Origin of the sequence: Gordonia sp. DT219 (genome assembly GCF_049847065.1) — a bacterium.
Classification (GTDB): domain Bacteria; phylum Actinomycetota; class Actinomycetes; order Mycobacteriales; family Mycobacteriaceae; genus Gordonia.
In genome coordinates, this window is sequence record NZ_JBNCNR010000013.1 from 1 (window position 1) to 20,112 (window position 20,112).

Annotated in this window: 19 protein-coding genes; 6 read left to right on the plus strand and 13 right to left on the minus strand. The window is 66.8% G+C overall.

Annotated elements, in window-relative coordinates; all coding sequences use genetic code 11:
* Window positions 1-307: 307 nt before the first annotated feature.
* The 7 genes from ACPXB3_RS15375 to ACPXB3_RS15405 form a co-directional block, all read right to left on the minus strand.
* A complete protein-coding gene (locus ACPXB3_RS15375) occupies window positions 308-1,996 on the minus strand; it encodes an AMP-binding protein (protein ID WP_425728270.1) in 1,689 nt (562 codons plus the stop codon).
* A gap of 67 nt (window positions 1,997-2,063) precedes the next feature.
* On the minus strand, window positions 2,064-3,236 hold the full coding sequence (locus ACPXB3_RS15380) for a lipid-transfer protein (protein WP_425728272.1): 1,173 nt from the start codon (window positions 3,234-3,236) through the stop codon (window positions 2,064-2,066).
* Complete coding sequence (locus ACPXB3_RS15385) at window positions 3,236-3,658, minus strand: MaoC family dehydratase (RefSeq protein ID WP_425728274.1); 423 nt, start codon at window positions 3,656-3,658, stop codon at window positions 3,236-3,238. Before ACPXB3_RS15385 ends, ACPXB3_RS15380 begins: the two co-directional genes overlap by 1 nt.
* Entirely contained in the window at window positions 3,655-4,674 is a 1,020-nt protein-coding gene (locus ACPXB3_RS15390) for a bifunctional MaoC family dehydratase N-terminal/OB-fold nucleic acid binding domain-containing protein (protein ID WP_425728276.1), read from the minus strand. Before ACPXB3_RS15390 ends, ACPXB3_RS15385 begins: the two co-directional genes overlap by 4 nt.
* Window positions 4,671-5,834, minus strand: a complete 1,164-nt coding sequence (locus ACPXB3_RS15395) for an acyl-CoA dehydrogenase family protein (protein WP_425728278.1) — start codon at window positions 5,832-5,834, stop codon at window positions 4,671-4,673. Before ACPXB3_RS15395 ends, ACPXB3_RS15390 begins: the two co-directional genes overlap by 4 nt.
* On the minus strand, window positions 5,824-6,909 hold the full coding sequence (locus ACPXB3_RS15400; RefSeq protein WP_425728280.1) for an acyl-CoA dehydrogenase family protein: 1,086 nt from the start codon (window positions 6,907-6,909) through the stop codon (window positions 5,824-5,826). The genes ACPXB3_RS15395 and ACPXB3_RS15400 overlap by 11 nt, the downstream gene beginning before the upstream one ends.
* Window positions 6,910-7,015: 106 nt before the next feature.
* Window positions 7,016-9,184, minus strand: a complete 2,169-nt coding sequence (locus ACPXB3_RS15405) for an acyl-CoA dehydrogenase family protein (RefSeq protein WP_425728282.1) — start codon at window positions 9,182-9,184, stop codon at window positions 7,016-7,018.
* A gap of 127 nt (window positions 9,185-9,311) precedes the next feature.
* Between ACPXB3_RS15405 and kstR the strand changes: the two genes are divergently transcribed.
* Together kstR and ACPXB3_RS15415 are read left to right on the plus strand one after the other, a co-directional pair.
* Window positions 9,312-9,953 carry a cholesterol catabolism transcriptional regulator KstR gene (gene kstR, locus ACPXB3_RS15410; RefSeq protein WP_425705976.1) on the plus strand — a complete coding sequence of 214 codons (642 nt, stop codon included), beginning with the start codon at window positions 9,312-9,314 and terminating at the stop codon, window positions 9,951-9,953.
* A complete protein-coding gene (locus tag ACPXB3_RS15415) occupies window positions 9,950-10,102 on the plus strand; it encodes a DUF1059 domain-containing protein (protein ID WP_425705975.1) in 153 nt (50 codons plus the stop codon). Before kstR ends, ACPXB3_RS15415 begins: the two co-directional genes overlap by 4 nt.
* 62 nt (window positions 10,103-10,164) lie before the next feature.
* Here ACPXB3_RS15415 and ACPXB3_RS15420 read toward each other — a convergent pair whose 3' ends face one another.
* The 5 genes from ACPXB3_RS15420 to ACPXB3_RS15440 all read right to left on the minus strand — a co-directional run bounded on the left by ACPXB3_RS15420 (window position 10,165) and on the right by ACPXB3_RS15440 (window position 14,026).
* Window positions 10,165-11,259, minus strand: coding sequence for an alpha/beta hydrolase (locus ACPXB3_RS15420; protein ID WP_425705974.1), 1,095 nt, complete (start codon window positions 11,257-11,259; stop codon window positions 10,165-10,167).
* A gap of 259 nt (window positions 11,260-11,518) precedes the next feature.
* Window positions 11,519-11,659 carry a hypothetical protein gene (locus ACPXB3_RS15425; RefSeq protein ID WP_425728284.1) on the minus strand — a complete coding sequence of 47 codons (141 nt, stop codon included), beginning with the start codon at window positions 11,657-11,659 and terminating at the stop codon, window positions 11,519-11,521.
* Window positions 11,656-12,399 carry a hypothetical protein gene (locus ACPXB3_RS15430; RefSeq protein WP_425728286.1) on the minus strand — a complete coding sequence of 248 codons (744 nt, stop codon included), beginning with the start codon at window positions 12,397-12,399 and terminating at the stop codon, window positions 11,656-11,658. Before ACPXB3_RS15430 ends, ACPXB3_RS15425 begins: the two co-directional genes overlap by 4 nt.
* Window positions 12,399-13,274 carry a DUF1266 domain-containing protein gene (locus ACPXB3_RS15435; RefSeq protein WP_425705972.1) on the minus strand — a complete coding sequence of 292 codons (876 nt, stop codon included), beginning with the start codon at window positions 13,272-13,274 and terminating at the stop codon, window positions 12,399-12,401. Before ACPXB3_RS15435 ends, ACPXB3_RS15430 begins: the two co-directional genes overlap by 1 nt.
* A complete protein-coding gene (locus ACPXB3_RS15440) occupies window positions 13,241-14,026 on the minus strand; it encodes a DUF1266 domain-containing protein (RefSeq protein WP_425705971.1) in 786 nt (261 codons plus the stop codon). Before ACPXB3_RS15440 ends, ACPXB3_RS15435 begins: the two co-directional genes overlap by 34 nt.
* Window positions 14,027-14,341: 315 nt before the next feature.
* Here ACPXB3_RS15440 and ACPXB3_RS15445 point away from each other — a divergent pair, with 315 nt between their 5' ends.
* The 4 genes from ACPXB3_RS15445 to ACPXB3_RS15460 all read left to right on the plus strand — a co-directional run bounded on the left by ACPXB3_RS15445 (window position 14,342) and on the right by ACPXB3_RS15460 (window position 19,105).
* Entirely contained in the window at window positions 14,342-14,995 is a 654-nt protein-coding gene (locus tag ACPXB3_RS15445; RefSeq protein WP_425728288.1) for a TetR/AcrR family transcriptional regulator, read from the plus strand.
* A 239-nt stretch (window positions 14,996-15,234) separates the two neighbouring features.
* Window positions 15,235-15,882, plus strand: coding sequence for a pentapeptide repeat-containing protein (locus ACPXB3_RS15450; RefSeq protein WP_425705969.1), 648 nt, complete (start codon window positions 15,235-15,237; stop codon window positions 15,880-15,882).
* Window positions 15,883-15,957: 75 nt separating this feature from the next.
* Window positions 15,958-17,235, plus strand: coding sequence for an MFS transporter (locus ACPXB3_RS15455; protein ID WP_425705968.1), 1,278 nt, complete (start codon window positions 15,958-15,960; stop codon window positions 17,233-17,235).
* Window positions 17,236-17,632: 397 nt separating this feature from the next.
* Window positions 17,633-19,105, plus strand: coding sequence for an acyltransferase (locus ACPXB3_RS15460; protein WP_425705967.1), 1,473 nt, complete (start codon window positions 17,633-17,635; stop codon window positions 19,103-19,105).
* Window positions 19,106-19,165: 60 nt separating this feature from the next.
* Here ACPXB3_RS15460 and ACPXB3_RS15465 read toward each other — a convergent pair whose 3' ends face one another.
* Entirely contained in the window at window positions 19,166-20,095 is a 930-nt protein-coding gene (locus ACPXB3_RS15465; RefSeq protein WP_425705966.1) for an SGNH/GDSL hydrolase family protein, read from the minus strand.
* Window positions 20,096-20,112 lie beyond the last annotated feature (17 nt).

Genomic DNA, 20,112 nt, shown 5'->3' on the forward strand with positions numbered 1-20,112 from the left:
ACCTCCAACAACGACTCATCCGAACACTGCGACAGATCCGTCGAACCCATCTGATCGAGAAGGGCATGCAACAACGTCACCTGCTCATCCGGCGCAAGAGCCGGCAGGTCGATCGTTGTCATTGTCACCCCCCAGTGAATACGACCAAAGTGAATGCGATCAAACATTTGTTCGTCGCTTGTGCATTCGAGTCTACACCCGATATGACCGATCGGCAACCCGCAATCGCCACTTCTTTCGAAACGAGAATCGGTAGACATCTAGTCGCGGTTTCCGCGAAAGATGTCTACCGATTTCGAGGACGGGGTCAGGCCGGCGCCGGCTCCGACGATGCGGCGGCGGTGTTCTTGGCCCAGCGGTAGTCGGCCTTGCCGGCCGGGGTGCGTTTGACGTCGTCGACGAAGACGACGGTCCGCGGAACCTTGTATCGGGCAAGGGATTCGCGACAGTGTTCCTGGATCTCGGCGAGCGTCGGTTCAGCGGCACCGTCGGCGACCCGCACGACCGCGGCCACCCGCTGACCGTAACGTTCGTCGGGCACCGGCACCACCAGGGCATCGGCTACCGCGGGGTGTGCGTGGAGCACCGCCTCGACCTCCTCGGCATAGACCTTCTCGCCGCCGGTGTTGATGCATTGTGAACCGCGACCGAGGAAGACGATCGACCCGTCGGGCTCGACGGTGCCCATGTCACCCAGAACGGAGATGCGCCGGCCGTCGGGCAGGGTCGGGAAGGTGCGCGCGCTCTTCTCCTCGTCCTTGTAGTAGCCGAGCGGCACGTTGCCGATCCGCGCGATGTACCCGACATCGCCGGAGCCGGGCTCGATCTGTTCGAGCCGTTCGTCGACCACCATCATCTTCTCGGTGGGCGGCACCCGCAGATTTCCGTTGTCGTCCATCATGATCTCGCCGTCGTTACCCGACTCGGACGCACCGAAGTTGTCGCGCAGCAGCAGATCCGGTTTGATCGCGACGAACCGGTCACGGTTGTGGTGCGACCAGATCGCACCACCGGAGGTCACCGAGAACAGCGACGAGAGATCAACGTCGTCCTTGCGGCGTTCCATCTCCTCGGCCAGCGGCATGCCCATGGCATCGCCGACGATCAGGATGATCTGGATCTTCTCGTCCTCGATGCCCTTCACGATCGCGGCCGGGTCGAAGTCACGCATCAGGACCAGTCGTCCACCGAGAGTCAGGAAGGTGAACAGCGAATACGAGGCCGCGCCGTGCATCAGCGGGGCTGCGATGTTGAATGCGATCGAACCGAAATCCTTGACGGCGCTGCCGACTTCGGCAAGGTCCTTACGTGCGTCGCCGTACGGATTGCCGCCGGAGATGGGTTTGCGGAAGAAGTCGTCGTGGCGCCACATCACGCCCTTCGGGTATCCGGTGGTGCCGCCGGTGTAGAGCAGGTACAGCTCGTCGCCGGTACGGGGCTCGAAGTCGCGTTCCTCCGACGCGGACGCCTCATCGGCAAAGGACACGACGGCGACGTGCCTGCTCTCCGGTAGGTCTGCGGCGGCCGCCGTGAGTTCGTCGACGATGCCGCCGATGACGAATACCGTTCGCACCTGCGGCAATTCAGGCAACAAGGTGGCGACGCTGCGCTGATGCTCCGGGAGTTCGACGATGATCCCCCGCGAATCGGAGTTGTCGAAGATGTACTGCAATTCGGAATTGGTGTAGCGGTAGTTGACGTTCACCGGCACCGCACGGATCTTCAGCAGTCCGAGCAGGCTCGTCACGTGTTCGACGCTGTTCTTGAGGAACAGTGACACGTGATCCGCGGCCTCGATGCCGTTGTCGCGCAACAGGTGCGCGACCCGGTTGGCGAGCCCGTCTAGTTCGGCATAGCTGATCTGGCGACCCTCATAGCTCAGGGCGATGCGTTCGGGCACAGAGTCGGCGACCGTCTCGAACACGTCGGCCAGATTGAACTTGTGCGGCTGCTGCCCAGCTCCTGCAGAGTGGGTTGTCGCGGTATCGGTGGTCATTGTCCGAGCTCCTGTGTCGATGGGGATGTGTCACCACTGAAGTCTGAGTATCGAGCCGGCGTGCGCGTCATGTGGTGAGCACCAAACCGCTTGTCGGAACGCCGGTTCCGGCGGTGACCACCACTCGTTCGGCGCCGCCGACCTGATTGACCGACTGGCCGCGCAGTTGCCGCACGCCCTCGGCGATCCCGTTCATACCGTGAATGTATGCCTCGCCCAGCTGTCCGCCGTGGGTGTTGAGCGGCAGCCTGCCACCGACCTCCAGGGCCCCGGGGTCGGCGACGAAATCCTTTGCCTCCCCCCGCCCGCAGAAGCCGAGCTCTTCGAGTTGCAGCAGCGTGTAGGGCGTGAAGTGGTCGTAGAGGATCGCGAGATCCATGTCGTCGGGGCGCAATCCGGATTGCTTCCACAGCTGCCGGCCGACCAGGCCCATCTCCGGCAGGGCGGCGAGTTCGTCGCGGTAGTAGCTGGTCATGATGAACTGATCCTCGGCGCTGCCGGCCGCGGCGCCGGCGATGACGGCCGGACGGTGCGGCAGGTCCTTGGCCCGCTCCGCCGACGTGATCACCAGCGCGACACCACCGTCGGATTCCTGACAGCAGTCCAGCAGATGCAGTGGCTCGGCGATGTACCGTGAGGCCTGATGATCGTCGAGGGTGATCGGCTTGCCGTAGAAGAATGCGTTCGGATTCACCGCGGCATGTTTGCGGTCGACCACGGCGATCTGCCCGAAGTCGGCACTGGTGGCGCCGTAGTCGTGCATGTAGCGTTGCGCGATCATCGCGACGAACGCCGCCGGCGTGGAAAGTCCATGCGGATAGGAGAAGGCGTTGTCGGTCCCCGACGAGTTCTCCTGGTTGGCGACGGCCGAATTGACCTGTCCGAAGCGCAGTCCCGACCGCTCGTTGAAGGCGCGGTAGGCGACGACGACGTCGGCGACGCCGGTGGCCACCGCCATGGCCGCCTGTTGCACGGTCGCGCACGCCGCTCCGCCGCCGTAGTGGATGCGCGAGAAGTAGGTCATCTCCTTCACCCCGACCGCGCGGGCGACGGCGATCTCGGCGTTGGTGTCCATGGTGAAGCTGACGAGGCCGTCGACGTCGGCGGGGGTGAGTCCGGCGTCGGCGATGGCCGCGCCGACCGCCTCGGCCGCGAGCCGGAGTTCGCTGCGCCCGGAGTCCTTGGAGAATTCGGTCGCGCCGATTCCGGCGATCGCCGCCTGCCCCGAGAGTGTGCCCATCAGTTCTTCCCCGTTCGTGTACCGAGGGTGAGCTCCACCGTCGAGATGACATGCTTGCCGAGCGAATTGGTGCCGGTCACCGATACCGTCACCGCGTCGCCGTCGCGGGCGGTCACCTCACCGGTGAAGGTCACCGAATCGTAGGCGTACCACGGCACTCCGAGCTTGAGGGTGATCGAGGTGATGCGCGCCGACGGCCCGGCCCAGTCGGTCACGAACCGTTCGACCAGCCCGGTGTCGGTGAGGATGTTGACGAAGATGTCCTTGGAGCCCTTGGCCTGCGCGAGATCCCGGTCGTGATGCACATCCTGGAAGTCGCGGGTGGCCAGCGCGGTGGCGACGATGAAGGTCGGGGCGGCCTCGATCGTCAACGCGGGCAATGTGGTTCCGGCCTCGACGGCCGGGGCGGCTTCTACGGTCATCGGCGGCCTCCGGTCGTACTCGGTTCCCAGGCATAGAGTGTCCACGCCGGCGCGCCGGTGTCGGGGTCGTCCGGCAAATCGATAAACGTTGCGGTGACCGGCATCCCGATCTCGACGGCGTCCGGGTCGACGCCACGCAACTCCCCGAGCATCCGCACGCCCTCGTCGAGTTCTACCAGCGCGACGACGAACGGCAGTTGCCGGCCGGGTACCTTCGGCGCGCGGTGCACGACGTAGCTGTACACAGTGCCGAATCCGGTGGAGACCACGTAGTCGGTCTGCTCGATCGTGCCGTCGGCCGCACGCGGCTTCCACGTCGCCGGGATCGGAGGGTGACACAACGAGCCGTCGGCCACCCGCTGAATGCGCAGCTCGTGCGCGTCGATTCCCTCCCAGAAGAAGGCGGTGTCCCGGGAGACGCTGGGCCGCAGCATCTTCGCCGAATCGAGGTCCTCGGGAACCCCGCCTGAACCGACCTGCGCCGGCTCGGCCGCCGACCGCTCCGCCGGACGGAACTTGAGGATGCGGAAATCCATCTCGGCGACCACCTCGTCACCGACCGACCAGGTGTTGCGGGTGGTGAAGAACCACCCCTCCCCCAGCGCCGTCGACTTGGGGCCGACGACGTCGACGAGTTCGGCCGACAGTTCGACGTCTTCACCGACCTCGATGTACCGGTGATAGGTGGTGTCGCAGTTGGTCGCCACGACCGAGGTGTAGCCGGCCTCGTCGAACAGTTCGGTGGCCCGCCCGAGTGGGTCGTCGGCGGTGCGTGCTCCGTGTAACCCACGCATCGTCCACACCTGTGCCATCGCCGGCGGCGCGACGATGCCGGGATGACCGGCGGCCCACGCGGCGTCGGCGTCGACGTAGATGGGGTTGTCGTCACCCATCGCCTCGACCCAGTTACGGATCATCGGCAGGTTCACCGGGTCGCGGCCCGTGACGGGGGCGCTCGGGCCGGCGGCCTTGATCTCGTCGGCGGCAGCGAGGATGGCGTCGGCCGATATGGTCATCGCTTGGCCCTCGGCAATCCGAGTCCCGCGGTGGCGATCATGTCGCGCATGACCTCGTTGACACCACCGCCGAAGGTGATGACGACGTTGCGTTTGGCCTGTACATCCAGCCAGTCGGCGAGTGCGGCCGTCTCGGGATCGGTGAAATCGCCATAGCGCCCGACGATCTCGTCGATCATCCGATGTATCTCCTGCAGGCGTTCGGTGGCGAAGACCTTCGTGGCGGCCGCATCGGCCATGGAGATGGCCTGCCCGGTCGAGGCCACCTGCCAGTTGAGCAGCTCGTTGATCCGGGCGTAGGCGTCGATGCGGGCCAGCGCACGTCGTACGTCGGGTTGCTCAGCGACGACGATCTCGTCCGGTCCGCGCCGCTCCGCCCACTGCCGCACCCGTGCGGCGAGGCCCTCGATGCGACCGGCCGGACCGAGCATGACGCGCTCATGATTGAGCTGCGTCGTGATGAGCCGCCAGCCGTCTCCCTCTTCGCCGACCCGCATGGACACCGGCACGCGGACGTCGCTGTAGTACGTCGCGTTGACGTGGTGGGCACCGTCGGCGGTGATGATCGGTGTCCAGGAGAACCCCGGATCGGTGGTGTCGACGATGAGGATGGAGATGCCCTTGTGTTTGGGGGCGGCCTTGTCGGTGCGCACGGCCAGCCAGATGTAGTCGGCGTCGTGGCCGCCGGTGGTGAAGATCTTCTGACCGTTGACCACGTAGTGGTCGCCGTCCCGCACGGCCGTGGTCGTCAACGACGCGAGGTCGGTGCCGGCCTCCGGCTCGGTGTAGCCGATCGCGAAATGCACATCACCGGAGAGGATTCGGGGCAGGAAGCGATCCTTCAGTTCGTCGGTGCCGTGCTCCTGCAGGGTGGGTCCGACGGTTTGCAGGGTGACCGCGGGTAGCGGCACATCGGCGCGGACCGCCTCATTGGTGAAGATCTGCTGCTCGATGTCGCCGAATCCCTTGCCGCCGTATTCTTTCGGCCAGCCGACGCCGAGCCAGCCGTCGGTGCCCATCCGCTTGATCACCTTGCGGTAGGTCGGGCCGTGCCGTTCGGTGAGCATGGTCAGTGCTTCTTGTGGGCTGACCAGGTCGGAGAAGTATTCGCGCAGTTGCCCTTTCAGGGCACGCTGGTCGGGCGTCAGGTCAATATACACGGCTGGCCACCTGCTCGTCGGCCATCTCGTCGAGCCGTGCGTGCGCGCCGCCGACGAGTCGGGCGAGGTCTTTCGCGATCGAGAAATAGCGATGTAGCGGATAGGTGAGGTCGACGCCCACGCCACCGTGCAGATGGGTCATCGTCCGCAACGTCGCCGGGATCTCGGCGGCCAGCCAGTACGCGCCGATCGCCAGATCCTGTTGCGCGTCAAGCCCTTCGGACAGACGCCACGCCGCGGACGTGGTGGCGAGGTTCATCGATCGCCCCACCACATAGATGTCGGCGAGTTGTTGGCCTACGGCCTGGAACAGCGCGATCGGCTTGCCGAACTGATTGCGTGCGGACACGTGGTCGGCGGTCAGCCGCGTCGCACCGCCGATCAGGCCATCGGCAAAGGCACACAGCGCGATTCGGTAACGGTCGCGCAGCACCGCCAGGTCGGCGGTGAGCAGGTCGGCGTCGTCGACGGCGACATTGTCGAACCGGACCGTGTACTCACCCCAGCCACTCGACGAGACGGTGCGATGCACCGCCACGCCCGGCGCGTCGGGGCGAACCGCGACGACGCCCGCGTCGGCGGCCACCAGCAGTGCCGACGCCCCGTCGGCGTGCAGGACGCCGGTCTTGGTGCCATCGAGCCGCCCATCGCGCAGCCGGGTCCGGGGTGCCTCGGTCAGCGGATCGCCGACCTCGCCGATGGCCACGGCGTGCCAGGCCCCGTCGGCGAGTGTGGCCGCCCACCGGCGCCGTGGACCGGAATCGGAAGCCTCCGGATCGAGGTGCGCCAACACCAGCGCCGAGGTCAGCGAACCGATCACCGGCAGAACCGCCGCCGATTCCCCCAGCCGACGCAGCAGCGGGAGCAGCGCGAGCACACCGAGGTCGTCGCCACCCAGCGACGACGGCAACGCGAGCACGCCGAGCCCGGCGCCACCCATCGCCCGCCACAGGTCGGTGTCGAACCCGCCGACCTCGCTGTCGAACTTGGATTCCCAATGCGTCTCGTGGCGAGCGAGCACGTCTGCGGCCACGTCGCCGACGGCGATCGCTTCGGCATCGACGGCAAAGTCCACCCCGGAACCTCCTATCGAAATTAGAACTTGTTCTAGTTGTATCAGAGATGGTCTTCCGGCGGTCGCCTTTGCCACACGATCTGCGGGTTCGGCCTCTGCTGCCGGGTCAGGATCGGGGCAGTCCGAGAATGCGTTCGGCTGCGGCGGTGCGCAGGATCTGGGTGGTGCCGCCGGCGATCGACAGGCAGCGGTTCTGCAGAGCGAGGTCGGAGGCGTCGCTCGCTGCGATGCCGCCCACACCGAGCAGGTCGGACGCGAACTCGGGCACCGACTGCCGATGTGCGACGCCGATCAGCTTGCGGACATTCGACAGGGCGCCGGGGTCGTGGCCGGCCAGTCGGCGGGTGACGGCCCGCGCATCGAGGACGCGTCCGATGTGGGCGTCGGCGACCAGCCGTCCCAGCTCGGCCGCCTCGGCGGCGCTCGGTTCCCGCGGCATCGCGTCGATCTGGCGCAGCAGCGCGTCCATCTCCTTGCCGAGACCCGATCCGCCCATCGCGACCCGCTCGTTGGCCAGTGTCGTCCGGGCCAGCCGCCAGCCGCCGCCGACGTCGCCGACCACGCAGTCGTCGGGCACGAACACGTCGTCGACGAACACCTCGTTGAAGTTCGCGCGGCCGGTGAGTTCCCGTAGTGGGCGGATGTCGATGCCCGGAGCGCTCATGTCGACCAGGAAGTACGTGATGCCCTTGTGCTTCGGCACATCGTCACCACCGGTGCGCGCCAGGCAGATTCCCCACTGCGCATGGTGGGCCTGCGAGGTCCAGATCTTTTGCCCCGTCAGTGTCCAGCCGCCGTCGACGCGTGTTGCCCGGGTCCGTAAGGATGCGAGGTCGGAGCCCGCCTCGGGCTCGCTGAACAACTGGCACCACACGATGTCACCGGCGAGTGTCGGTGCGACGAAGCGCTTTCGCTGAGCTTCGGTGCCGTGCTCGAGGATGGTCGGAATCGCCCAGGCACCGATCACCAGGTCCGGACGCACGACGCCGGCGCGCTCGAATTCGGAGTCGATGAGCAGTTGCAGCGCCGGGTCGGCGCCGAGGCCGTATGGCGGCGGCCAGTGCGGGGCGAGGTAGCCCGACTCCGCGAGCACGCGGCGCTGCCCGGCTTCCGTTGTGGCGACGATCTTTTCGGCCATGGCCCGCACCTCGGGGCGACGATCCTCGACCGCCGACAGATCGATGTCGAAGTCGCGGCGGTCACCTTGCAGGCCACGCCGCGCCAGCTCGGTGCGGGCCGAATGCCCGTGTCCGAGGCGGGCACGCACCGCCAGCGCCGAGCGCAGGTACAGGTGCGCGTCGTGCTCGAAGGTGAAGCCGATGCCGCCGAGTACCTGGATGCAGTCCTTGGTGATCGCGGCCGGGAGGTCTGCCACGAGGACGTCGGCGGCGAACCCGCTCAGCGCCAGTTGTGCACGCGTGCTCTCGTGGTCGTCACCGTCGGGCGCCGCGGCCGCGGCATCGACGGCGCGGGCGAGATCCCACGCGGCCGCCTCGACTTGCTCGGCGCGGCAGAGCATGTCGGCGCAGATGTGCTTGATCGCCTGAAAGGATCCGATCGGCACGCCGAATTGGGTGCGCACCTTCGCATAGTCGACGGCGGTATCGAGGGCCCACCGGCTGACGCCGCTCTGAAATGCGTTGCGCACCAACGCCAGTACCCCGGTGATGAGCTCGGCGTCACCGCAGGCGATGACGTCGTCGGCGCCGAGTCCGTCGATCGCCACCCGTGCGACAGGGGTGGCACCGTCCACCGGCACCTCCACACTGACCTCACGGGTCCCGGTCCGCGGCGCGACGATGCGCCAGCCGGCTGTGGTGGGCACGAGCAGCACCGCATCATCGACGTAGCCGGCCACCATGAGGTCGAGGTGGTCGCCGATCTCGGCGATCGGCGCCCCGATGACCGGCACGACGCCCGGGGCCGCACCCGCGCTCACCGCGGCCAGCAGCCCCTCGGCACGCGGATCGTCGCTCAGGCCGAGTGCCAGTGCCGTCGCGACCGTCTCCCCGATCGGCCCGGGCACCAGATCATGGCCGCAGCGCTCGAGCATGGCCGCGACGTCGGCGAAGCTCGCACCGAGACCGCCGTGAGTTTCCGGCAACGCCGCGGCGAACACCCCGAATTCGGCCAGTTGGTGGAACAATTCCGACCAGTCGTCACTGCCGGGTTTGTCGATCTGGGCGCGGGCGATGTCTGCGGTGCCGACCTGCGCCGCCCAGGCTGCGATGGCGTCGCAGACGGCGAGCTGTTCGGCGGACGTGGCGAGAGTCACGGAGATCCTTCGGTGTCGAAAGGTGACCAAGAAATAGAACCTGTTCTAATATGCCATGAGGGTCGCCTGTTCGGTACCCACCAACCGCAAGACAGCACACCGACGACGTGAGGATGTCCGAGAGCACATGGCTGCATCTGACAACGCCGCAACCGCGACGGAACTCGTCGCCGACACCGGCGGCGAATCCGGTTCCGCGGCGCAGCGTGACCGACGGCGTCGAATCCTCGACGCCACCTTGACCCTGGCGTCCAAGGGCGGCTACGACGCCGTCCAGATGCGCACGGTGGCCGAGAAGGCCGATGTCGCGGTGGGCACGCTCTACCGCTACTTCCCGTCCAAGGTCCACCTGCTGGTGACGTCGCTGGCCCGCGAGTTGGCGCGCGTCGAGTCCCGCGTCGACCGATCACAGCTCCGCGGCGAGAACTCCGTCGAGCGATTGCGGCACGTCCTCGACATGATCACCTTCGCCATGCAACGCGATCCGCTGTTGACCGAGGCGATGACCCGCGCATTCATGTTCGCCGACGCCTCGGCCACCGCCGAGGTCGATCAGGTCGCGGGCATCATCGACCGGCTGTTCGCCGGCGCCATCGTCGACGAGGGTGAACCCACCGCCGAGGACCTCGCCATCGCCCGCGTCCTCGCCGACGTGTGGATGTCGAACCTGGTGCAGTGGCTCACCCGCCGCGCATCGGCGACCGATGTCACCAACCGCCTCGAACTCACCGTCCGACTACTCCTCAAGGATCGGGTGACCCAGAAATGAAGACAAAGTCCCGTCTCACCTGCCCATGTGGCGAGATGCTGCGCGGTTCCACCGAGGACGAGCTCGTCGACAACGTCCGCAAACACCTCGCCGAGAACCATCCCGACCACGAGTACTCCCGCGACGAGATCTTGTTCATGGCCTACTGAGCTTTCATGGCCCAGTGGGCGCCGGACCTCGCGGCCTCACAGCGGCTGACGGTATGCCCTGATCATCGGGTGGCCGGACGCGCGGCGAGGTCTGCGGCGATCATCGGCCACGTGTCGTGCAGGTCCTGCTCCCAGTACTCCCACGAGTGGGTCCCGGTGGGGCGGAACATGACCTTGTTGTCGACGCCGAGTTCGTTCATGCGCTGGGCCATCTGCTCGGTGCACTGATTCACCGCCGCCTCGATGACGCCACCCATGACGATCTGGTTGCCGAGGGTCACCGGATCGCCGTTGATCAGCGGCGAACCGAGCTGATCATTCGGACCGGGCAGACCGCTGCCGCTGGTCATATACACCTTGGTGCCCTTGAGTTTTGCGGCGTTGACGTACGGATCGTTGGCCACCCAGCCCGGGCCGCCGGGCACACCCCACATGTTGACGATGTTGCCGTGCCCGCGGTCGCCGACAACCATGCGAATGTAGGCCAGGCCCAGCGGATCACTGGTGCGGGCACAGCCGCTGTAGGCGGCGACGGACTTGTAGAGGCCCGGAGCCGCGATCGCCAGATTCAGCACCGAGGTCCCGGCCATGGAGATACCGGCGATCGCGTTGGTGCCCGTCGTATCGAACTGCTTGTCGATCAGCGGCGGCAGCTCCTTGGTGAGGAAGGTCGTCCACTTGTTGCGTCCCAGCGCCGGGTCGTCCTTCTGCCAATCCGTGTAGTAGGAGAAGGCGCCACCGATCGGGGTCACCACGTAGACGTTCTTGTCCGCGAAGTACTGCGCATAGCTGGTCTTGGCTGCCCAGGTCGCCGAGTCCTCGCCACCACCGGCACCATTGAGCAGATACAGCGTCGGGGCCGGCTTGCTCTTGTCCTTGGGCAGCAGGATGGTGACCGGAATCAGCTTGTTCATCGACGCCGAGTACACGATCGCGGTGACCTGCTGCGGCGAATCATGCACCAGCGTCTGGATCTTCGACGAGTTCATCGGTGCGGGATTCGCCGGGTTGGTCGGGGTGGCCGACTCTGCGGCCGGGGATGTGGCGGTGGGTGCCGGGTCGGTGTCCGCCACACCGACACCCGCGCCGGTGACAGCACCGACGGCCACGGCGGTCGTCATCGCCGCCAGGACTCGCATCCAACTGCTACGCACCATTTGCCCCTTAAATCACATCAGTCACATTCGTAACAAGCGTAGCTCTCGTGGCCGCTGACCCGGAAATCGTGGGAGAGGTTGTTAGCCAGTTGTGACGATGCACCATCAGGGGCCGTATTGCCAGGTCGGGCTGGTGGCTCCGGACACACACATGATGGCCTTGCCCGCAGGCGTCTGCGAGACGGGCGGACCATCCGGGTCGCACGGGAGTTGCTACAGGGAGTGATCTGCGACGGACGTCGGTACAGAGCAGCGCCCGCTACTGGAGCGGTTCGGTCGGGAACGGGAGATGATTCCACGGTGAGTGGACGGAGTCGAGGAAGGGGCGGAGCCATTCGATGACGGCGACCACTTCTTTGCCCCAGGTGTCGGGGTAGGTGACGATACGGCCCGCGCTCATACCCAATCCGTAAGCGCGCCAAGACGAATAAGGCTCGATCGCGGAGTCCCGCGACGCGAGCGCGACGTTGCGCACGATGTTGATGTCACCCCAGCCTTCGATGACCCCCCCAGCGCGCCAGGTTCCCGGCGCGCACATAGTCGTAGGCGTCGAGTGCTTCGACCTCCTCGTCGGGCGCCAGAAGGCGGGCGCGGCGGAGCGTCTCCCTCGGCTGCGCGGATGCCCGGGATCGAGGCGACGAGCACATCGGCGTATTCGGTCGATGCCTCCAGCCGCGCGGCCTCGTCCCGAAGGGCGCGCTCCCAGCTCGCGTCGTCGAGCGTCGGCACGTCGCGGGTCGCTCGCGCGGCGCGGCGGATGTCGGCGGCGTGGTAGGCCACCGAGTCGCCGTATCGGGAGGACACCAGACGGTTGAGGCGATCCATCCACACCTCGGCGTCCTCGATGCCCCACACGTCGTTGAGGATGTATTTCACGTTGCCGGGGGCGAGGTCGCCGATGTCGGTCAACGAGTTCCACCTGCCGCTGTTGGCGGCCACCATCGGCCCCGACATCGCCAGTCCCTGCGCGACCGGGCCGTACAGGTAGCCGTCGACGTCGACGGGCAGTGCCGCGGACGTGAAGTCGCGTGCCATCACATCGGCGAGCTTCTCGGGGCTGTCTTTCGCGCCCCATTCTCGTGGCGAGTCGTCTTGTGCCGCATCGTCGGCCGCTTGTCGCAAACGGCGCCGGAAGGCCATCAGTCGTCTCCGAACCAGTCGGGCAGACCGGTGAGGTCTGCGGTCAGCGGGAAGTCGAGGTTGCGCCACGGGCTCTCGACGGCGGTGAGCAGCGTCGCGAGTGCGGAGAGTCCGGCGTCCCACGCGGCACGACGCCGCTCCGGCGCCTCATGCAGCACCCACCCGGCGAGAGTCGACGTGCCGAACTCGGCCCAGTCGGCGAAGTCTGCGCCGGCCAGGTCACGTGCGGCGAGCAGCCCCTGCCGGACGGCCGCCCGGTCGCCGTAGCCCGACTGCTCACCCCAGCGGACCGCCGTTACGACGCGCGCGCATTGCATCCCGGTCAGCGAGCGCAATGCCGTGCCCTCGGGGAGGAGTCCCGTCTCGGCGATCCACTCGTCGACCTCGGCCACGGCCGGGCACAGGCTCTCGACGGCGTCGTGCGCGGACCGATCTTGTTCGCCTGCCGACAGGAACTCGTGCAGTTCACCCAGCCAATGGTCGAGGCCGATGGTGTGGCCGTCGCGCCGCATCATCTCGGCGCGGGCGCCCAGGACGAACCCGAGGTCGCCGAACACCCGGGGTTCGAGGCACTCGCCGAGGTGCGCCACCCAGTCCGCCGTGCTGTCGATGTGGTTGCGCGACAGAATGACTCGCGCCTCATACGTCGACAACCCACTGATCAGGAGACTGTTCCAGGCGGTCCCGCCGTCGACGGCCGACATCGCGTCGAGGGCGAGCGCCTGCGCATGCTCGTCGTAGAGCGGGCCGTTCGGGTCGGTGACGACGGTCGACGTCGCCGCCGCGTACACCCCGGCGCCGTATCTGGTGTTCGCGGTGCCGCGAACCATGCCGCGGTCGATCACGGCCGGCCCGGGAACGGCACGTTGGTCCACGGGCTCAACGGATCGGTCCCGAGCAGCTTCATCACCGCCACCGCGCCGGTATACGGTTCGTCGACCGGATAGCCGCCGTACAGCATGGTCGAGGCCATCGCGTACGACGCGGCGAACGACGCCCACGAACCGAACACGCCAGAAGCGTTGTGCCCGATGGCATCGACCATCTGTTGCACGGTGGCCGGGTCGGTATATCCCATCCGTGCGCCCGCCTGCGTCAGGTAGGCGGCAGTCGCCAGGTCGTGGCCGAACATCGTCACGACGCGTTCGCCTGCGGGCAGCATGTCGTCGGCGGCCAACTGTTGTTCGGCGTAGAAAGCCTTGACCGCCAGCCGCATCACGAGATCGGTGCGGTCGGGCTCCCAGCCGGCCTGCTCGGCGTGGTCGCTGATCGCGCGCAGCCAGTCGTCGACGTCGAGGTAGGCGGCACCGCTCCGTTCGAGTACTTCGTCGCGCAGGTCGAGGGCCGTCTCCGCGGCCTGTTCCCGGATGTGCTCGCCGCGGATCAACCGGTCGGTGACCGTCAGCCACGTGGCGGTGCTGTTGATCTGCCAGCGGCGAGCCAGGGTCATCTTCTCCTCGACTGATGCCTCGACGACTCCGGCCGGGGCGCCCGGGCGTTCCGGACTGTTCCAGAACACACCCAGTCCGACCGCGAGCGGCGTGCCGAGCGCGAGGACCGCCGCGTGCGGGCCGTGCGTCGGACCGTTCGGCGAGGTCAGGATCGGCGGTGCGAATCCAGGTGTCACGAGCTGCTCCTCGACAGACGCGGAGCGTGACTCTCAGCGCCCCCGAGTGAACTTATCGCACCGCCCCAGGACGTGCCGTTCACCCTTGATGCGACGACGAGTGATCAGTGCGGGCCGTGCCGCGCCGATGAACTCACTCCAGACTCGGCGAACAGATTGTGCAGCCGCCCTTTCCGTTGCCCGCGATTCTTACTCGGCGGCAACCTCCGCAGAGCTGGGCACGACCCGATGACGTTGACAAATATGATGGTCGCGTATTACCGGCGGAATACCCGGCGATTTCGCGCGCCGAATCAGGCCGATACGCTGGCCCCCATGGGCAGGGAAACGGGGACGTCGTCGACACCACGGAGTCGCACCGAACGCCAGCGCGCACGCAATCGCGGAAAACTGGTCTCGGCGGCGGCCGAACTCCTTGCCACCGCAGGCCCCGAAGGCCTCACCGTCACCGCGGTGACCGAGCGCGCCGACCTCGGGACCGGCACGTTCTACAACTACTTCCAGACTCGCGAGGAGATCACCGCGGCGGTGGTGCATGACGCCCTCGAGTCACTCGGTGCGCGCCTCGACCTGTTGACCGAGCCCATGACCGATCCCGCCGAGATCAATTCGTGCGCAATGCGTCACATGGTCACCAGCGCGGTCGGCGATCCACTCTGGGGCTGGTTGCTGGTTCGGCTCGGGATCGGGCAGCAGGAACTCCGCAACACCATCGGGCCGTTGCACCGCCGCGATGTACGCAAGGGCGTCGAGGCCGGACGGTTCTCCATCCCCGATGCCACGGTGGCGACCGCCATCTACTTCGGTGGTCTCCTCGCCACGATTCAGGCGCAGCTGAGCGGGGACGGCTCCGACAATCCGGACAGTGTCTTCGCCGAATACATGCTGAGGGCATTCGGCCTGTCCGACGAGGAAGCGCACGAGATCGCGTTCCGCCCGCTTCCGCCGCTCCCCGAACTCCCCGACTAAACACAGCCCCGACCACACCGCCCCGACCACACAGCCCCGACCGACACCGCGCCGCCGGTCCTCACCCGATCAAATCCCGATAGCGGTATTCCGTTGCGACAGAGGCATTTTCACGAAGTGCGATCGCGCCACGCTGTCGCGGCTCGACCCGCAACAATTCTTCCCGAGACCCAACCTTTCCCGAGACCTATGCCCCAGTCACCGACCGATCGCCACCGAGAACCCAGGAGCGCAGACCAATGGCCGTCCGGCCCCCACGCATCGAGCCGCACACACCGGCCGACCACGAGGCCGGCGATGCGGCCGACCTGATTGCGGACGCCGAGATCGAGGGGGCGTCATTTCACGGGATCGACCTCACCGACCGCGCTCTCATGGGCCTCTCGCTCGCCGACTGCGAGCTGCGGGGGGCGACTCTCGACGGCGCCGATCTCACCTCCGCGCGCATTGCCGACTCACTGTTCACCCACCTGCAGGTACCGCGGTTGTCGCTGCCCCGCAGCTTCCTTCGTAACCTGCGCCTGGACAACAGCCGGATCGGCGCGTTCGACCTCTTCGACGCCCGAATCCGGACGATGGTGGTCACCGGCTGCAAACTCGAGCTGGTGAACCTGCGCGGCGCCGACGTCCGCGACGTCGTGTTCCGGGACTGCACCATCGGCGAACTCGACCTCGGCGAGGCGACGGTGACCCGGATGGCCTTCGACGGGACTTCGGTCGGCGCGATCGACACCCACCGCGCACACCTGTCCGATTTCGACCTTCGTGGTGCACGAGTCGGTGGCCTGCGGCATCTCGACGGATTGCGTGGCGCCGTCATCGACGACAGCCAACTCATCGAATTCGCCGGTACGTTCGCCGCCCATATCGGCGTTCGCGTCGAATAGTCCGGCGCGCGTCCCGCCGGTTGCGACTGCTGACGGTGTCCGTCGCAAGCTGTGGGCCGTCCTAGACTGGGACGGATGTCCGACGACCGCAACGAGCTGAGCGCCACCGTTTCTGCGTCGGCGGACCCCGATCGAGGCATGTTCTCGTCGCTGCGAATCCACAACTATCGCCTCTACTTCGGTGGGCAGGCATTGTCGTTGGTCGGCACCTGGATGCAGGCCACCGCACAGGCGTGGCTGGTCCTGACCCTGAGCGACTCGGCGGCGGTACTCGGGTTGATCGTCGCGTTGCAGGCCTTGCCCGTCCTGTTCTTCGGGCCCTATGCCGGCGTCATCGCCGATCGGGTCGACCGACGCCGACTCATGGTCGTGCTGCAGTCGGTCATGGGTGCCCTCGCCGCGGTGCTGGCGGTGCTGACCCTCGGCGGCTGGGTGCAGGTGTGGCAGGTCGGGGTCCTCGCGGTGCTCCTCGGCCTCAACAACGCCTTCGAGAATCCAGCGCGGCAGGCCTTCATCCATCAGATCGTCGGCGAATCCCGCATCCGCAATGCGGTGACCCTCAACTCGGTCATGGTCAACGCCGCGCGGGCGGTCGGCCCGGGCGTCGCCGGTCTGGTACTCGCCGCGGTCGGGTCTGGCTGGTGCTTCGCGATCAACGCGGCCAGTTTCGTCGCCGTGGTGGCGTCGCTGCTGGCGATGCGCACCGCCGAGATCTCCGTGGAAGTTCCGGTCAAGCGCGGTAAGGGACAGCTCCGCGAAGGCCTGCGCTACGTTGCCGGACGTCGGCTGCTGTGGGTACCGCTGGTGATGATGGCACTGGTCGGAACCCTCGCCTATGAATTCCAGGTCTCGCTGCCGGCCGCGGCGAAGGATGTCTTCGACGGCGGGCCGCAGGCCTTCGGATTCATGACGTCGGCAATGGGGGCCGGTGCCGTCGTCGGTGGTCTTCTCGTCGCTGCGCGCGGCACGACCGGATTGCGCACCCTGATCCTCGCCGCAGTCGGATTCGGCATCACCATCGCCGTCACCGCATTTGTTCCGCATCTGTGGATGGCCATACTCGCCCTGTTCTTCGTCGGCTGGCTCAGTGTGTCTTTCCTGTCGACCGGAAACGCGACCCTGCAGCTCAATTGCGAGCCGCAGATGCGCGGCCGCGTGATGGCACTGTGGTCGGTGGCATTCATGGGATCGACGCCCATCGGCGGCCCGATCATCGGATGGATCAGCGAATCGGCCGGACCCCGCACCGGCCTCGCCGTCGGCGCTGCGGCGTGCTTCGTCGCGGCGGGCATCGGGCTTGCGGTGCACCGGCGACGCGGACCTCATATGCCCCGGATGGAACCGAACACCTGAGTCTCTCCCGCACACGCCGTCGCAGTGGAATATCTCACGCCGCCCGGGCGATGAGTACCGTGCCCTGCGCCGGCCGCACCGGGCAAAACACCGTGCCCGGGTTGCACCTCTGCCAGGTGTTTTGGTGACACGATGGCAACGACGCAGCCCGAACCGGCCACCGTCGCCCGGTGGTCACGCCACCGCGTCGAACGCCTCTGACAGACCGAGTGACCGCTCGGGCCGACTTCGGAACTTCCAGCGACAGGGAGTAGCCTCACCCTCTGCGACGTGCGAAGAATTGGACGGAGGACTTCCGATCGTTACCGAACAGCCATCGACCGGTACCCCGGCGTCCACGAAGCGACCCCGCTCGAAGCCGGAATCACCCGGCAACGGTCGCCGTGACCCCGAGTCGATGACCGAACAATCGGTGGGCCCCCCGGCGGTGGCCGGACAGGCAGTCGACGCGCAGGCGGTGGACGGACAGACGGCGGACGGACAGGCGGCGGTGAGCGCACAAGCGGGCTCCTCGCGTCCGGCGAACAGCGCCGACCCCGCGCCCGTCAAACGCGACAAGCACCTCTACCAGATCGATCTGGTCCGGCTCGTCACCTTCGGCAGCGTGATCCTCGATCACGTGATGCTCAGCGTCACCGCGCCGACCAGCGTGGCCGCCGGTGCGGTCGAGGTGTTCCTGCGCTACACCCGCTACGGCTTCTTCACGCTCACCGGCTTCGTCCTGACGTATCAGTACCGCAACCGCGAACTGAAGGCCGTCCCGTTCTGGAAGCGCCGCTACAAGCTCATCGGTCTTCCGTTCGTGGTGTGGAGTCTTTTCTATTGGTTCTTCGTCCGCTACCACTTCGGTGGCGTCGGCGCGGTCGCCGACGGGTGGAACAGTTTCGACGCCGCCAAGCGATCGGTGAAGTCGATCGTCTACGACCTCATCACCGGCAATGCGTCGTACCACCTGTACTTCCTGTCGGTGAGTATGCAGATCTATCTGTTGTTCCCGCTGGTGCTGTGGATTCTCAAGCGCACCTGGGGTTCTCACCGCTACCTGCTTGCGGTGAGCTTCATCTTCCAGATGGTGATGATGTATGCGATGGTGCGTGCACCGATCTCATTCTTCACCTGGGGCGTGCAGGGCGAGATCTGGAGCCACCTCGTGGTGACGGTCATCCCCTACCAATTCTTCATTCTCGCCGGCTGCGTTGCCGCCATGCACTATGAGGCCTTCCAGGCGTTCATGAAGCGCTTTCGGTGGTACCTCATCGGGCTCAGCGCGGCGGTGATCGTCGCGACGTGGCTCTACTACCTGTATGTGGTCGACCGCGGTGAGGACCTGTTCCGCGCCACCAACGTCTTCATGCTCCACAACATGTGGTCGTTCATCGCGATCATCGTGATCCTGTATGGCATCGGCACGATCTGGCAGGAACGCCGACATCCCGGCTCGATCCCGGACCGATTCATGAAGACCGCGTCGGATCGCTCCTTCGGCATCTACCTCGCCCACGCGCTCGCGCTGTACGCATTGCTCCCCCGGATCGACGCCGAGTCCATCCCGGCCTTGCCGCGCGTCATCCTCGCCTACCTCGCAACCGTCGTGGTGACCGTGTTCATCGTCGAGACGTTGCGCCGCAGCCCGATCAGCCTAATCACCACCGGGCGCAACCGCATCGACTGGCGTAGCCAGAACGCCGGCACCTCGGCCCTGGCCGGCGTGGCGGGCATCGTCATCGGACTGGTCGTGCGCCTCGGCTTCGGTTGGTGGGTCGGCAACCTCATCGCCGCGACCGGCGCCTTCCTGGTGTTCTCGATGGCCCTGGTCTACTGGCGACAGCTTCACCACCGCGACGCGGAGTTCGTCGAAGAAACCGTGTGACACCCCGGCCCGGCCGGCAGTCTGAGTCGGTGATCCGATCAGCGCGGTGACCCGATCAGATCATCGACGCAGCGCGTCGATGACGAGTTGCGCGACACCGGCCTTGCCTGCCGCGTTCGGGTGATACGGCACCGGCAGCTCGAAGCCACGCAGCCACGGGTCGGCCGAGCACACCGTGTGCTCTGCGCCGACTGTGGCGGTTCGGATGATCTCGGCCCCGGAGATCTGGGCCGCCTCGGCGGTCGCCGTCGCGAGTTCGTCGTAGACCCGGATCGTCGCGTCGACCTCTTCCGGCGACAGCGCGAGCTTCGCGCACGTCGGGCCGCCGGCCACGACCACGGGCGGGTAGTCCACGAATACGATGCGGGCGGCGGGAGCCCGCGTCCGCACCGCGAACGCCGTCTCGATCATCTTCTGCTCGACCGCGGCGAAACGTTCGTAATCGGGCTCGGGGGAGATCCGCCGCCCCAGACCACAGATCCGCTCCGCGGCCGCCTTCAGCGCGTCGTGCGCCGAATTGCGGCAGCCCATCGCCGTCAGGCGCTGAACGTAGCCGACATCGTTGCCGCCGGTGGTGATGGTGACCAAGGACGTTCCGGGGGTCACTGCATCGATTTGAGGTTGCCGGACGAACCGTTGTGGCCGGTCGAGGATGTGGTCGGTGGTCGAGCCCGAACAGGTGGCGTCGACGAGGCTCATGTTCAACGCCGCGGCGACCTGATGCGGATAGTTGTCCGGACTGCGCAGGCACCGGTTACCGACGGAGTCGAGCCCGTCGGGCCCTGACGCGTACGAACTTCCCAGCGCCACGTACTTCTGCGGCGCAGCAGCGGTCGTGGCAACGGCCTCGGGCTGACGCTGAGCGGCGGTCTGTACCGTCGTCGAGTCAGCCGCCGACGGCACCGTCGCACTCCCGGGGAGTACGACGACGGCGGCAGCAGCCAACGCGGCGACGGCCGTCGCAACACGGCCGATGAGGACTCGAGACATCGTCGTACAGTTTCACA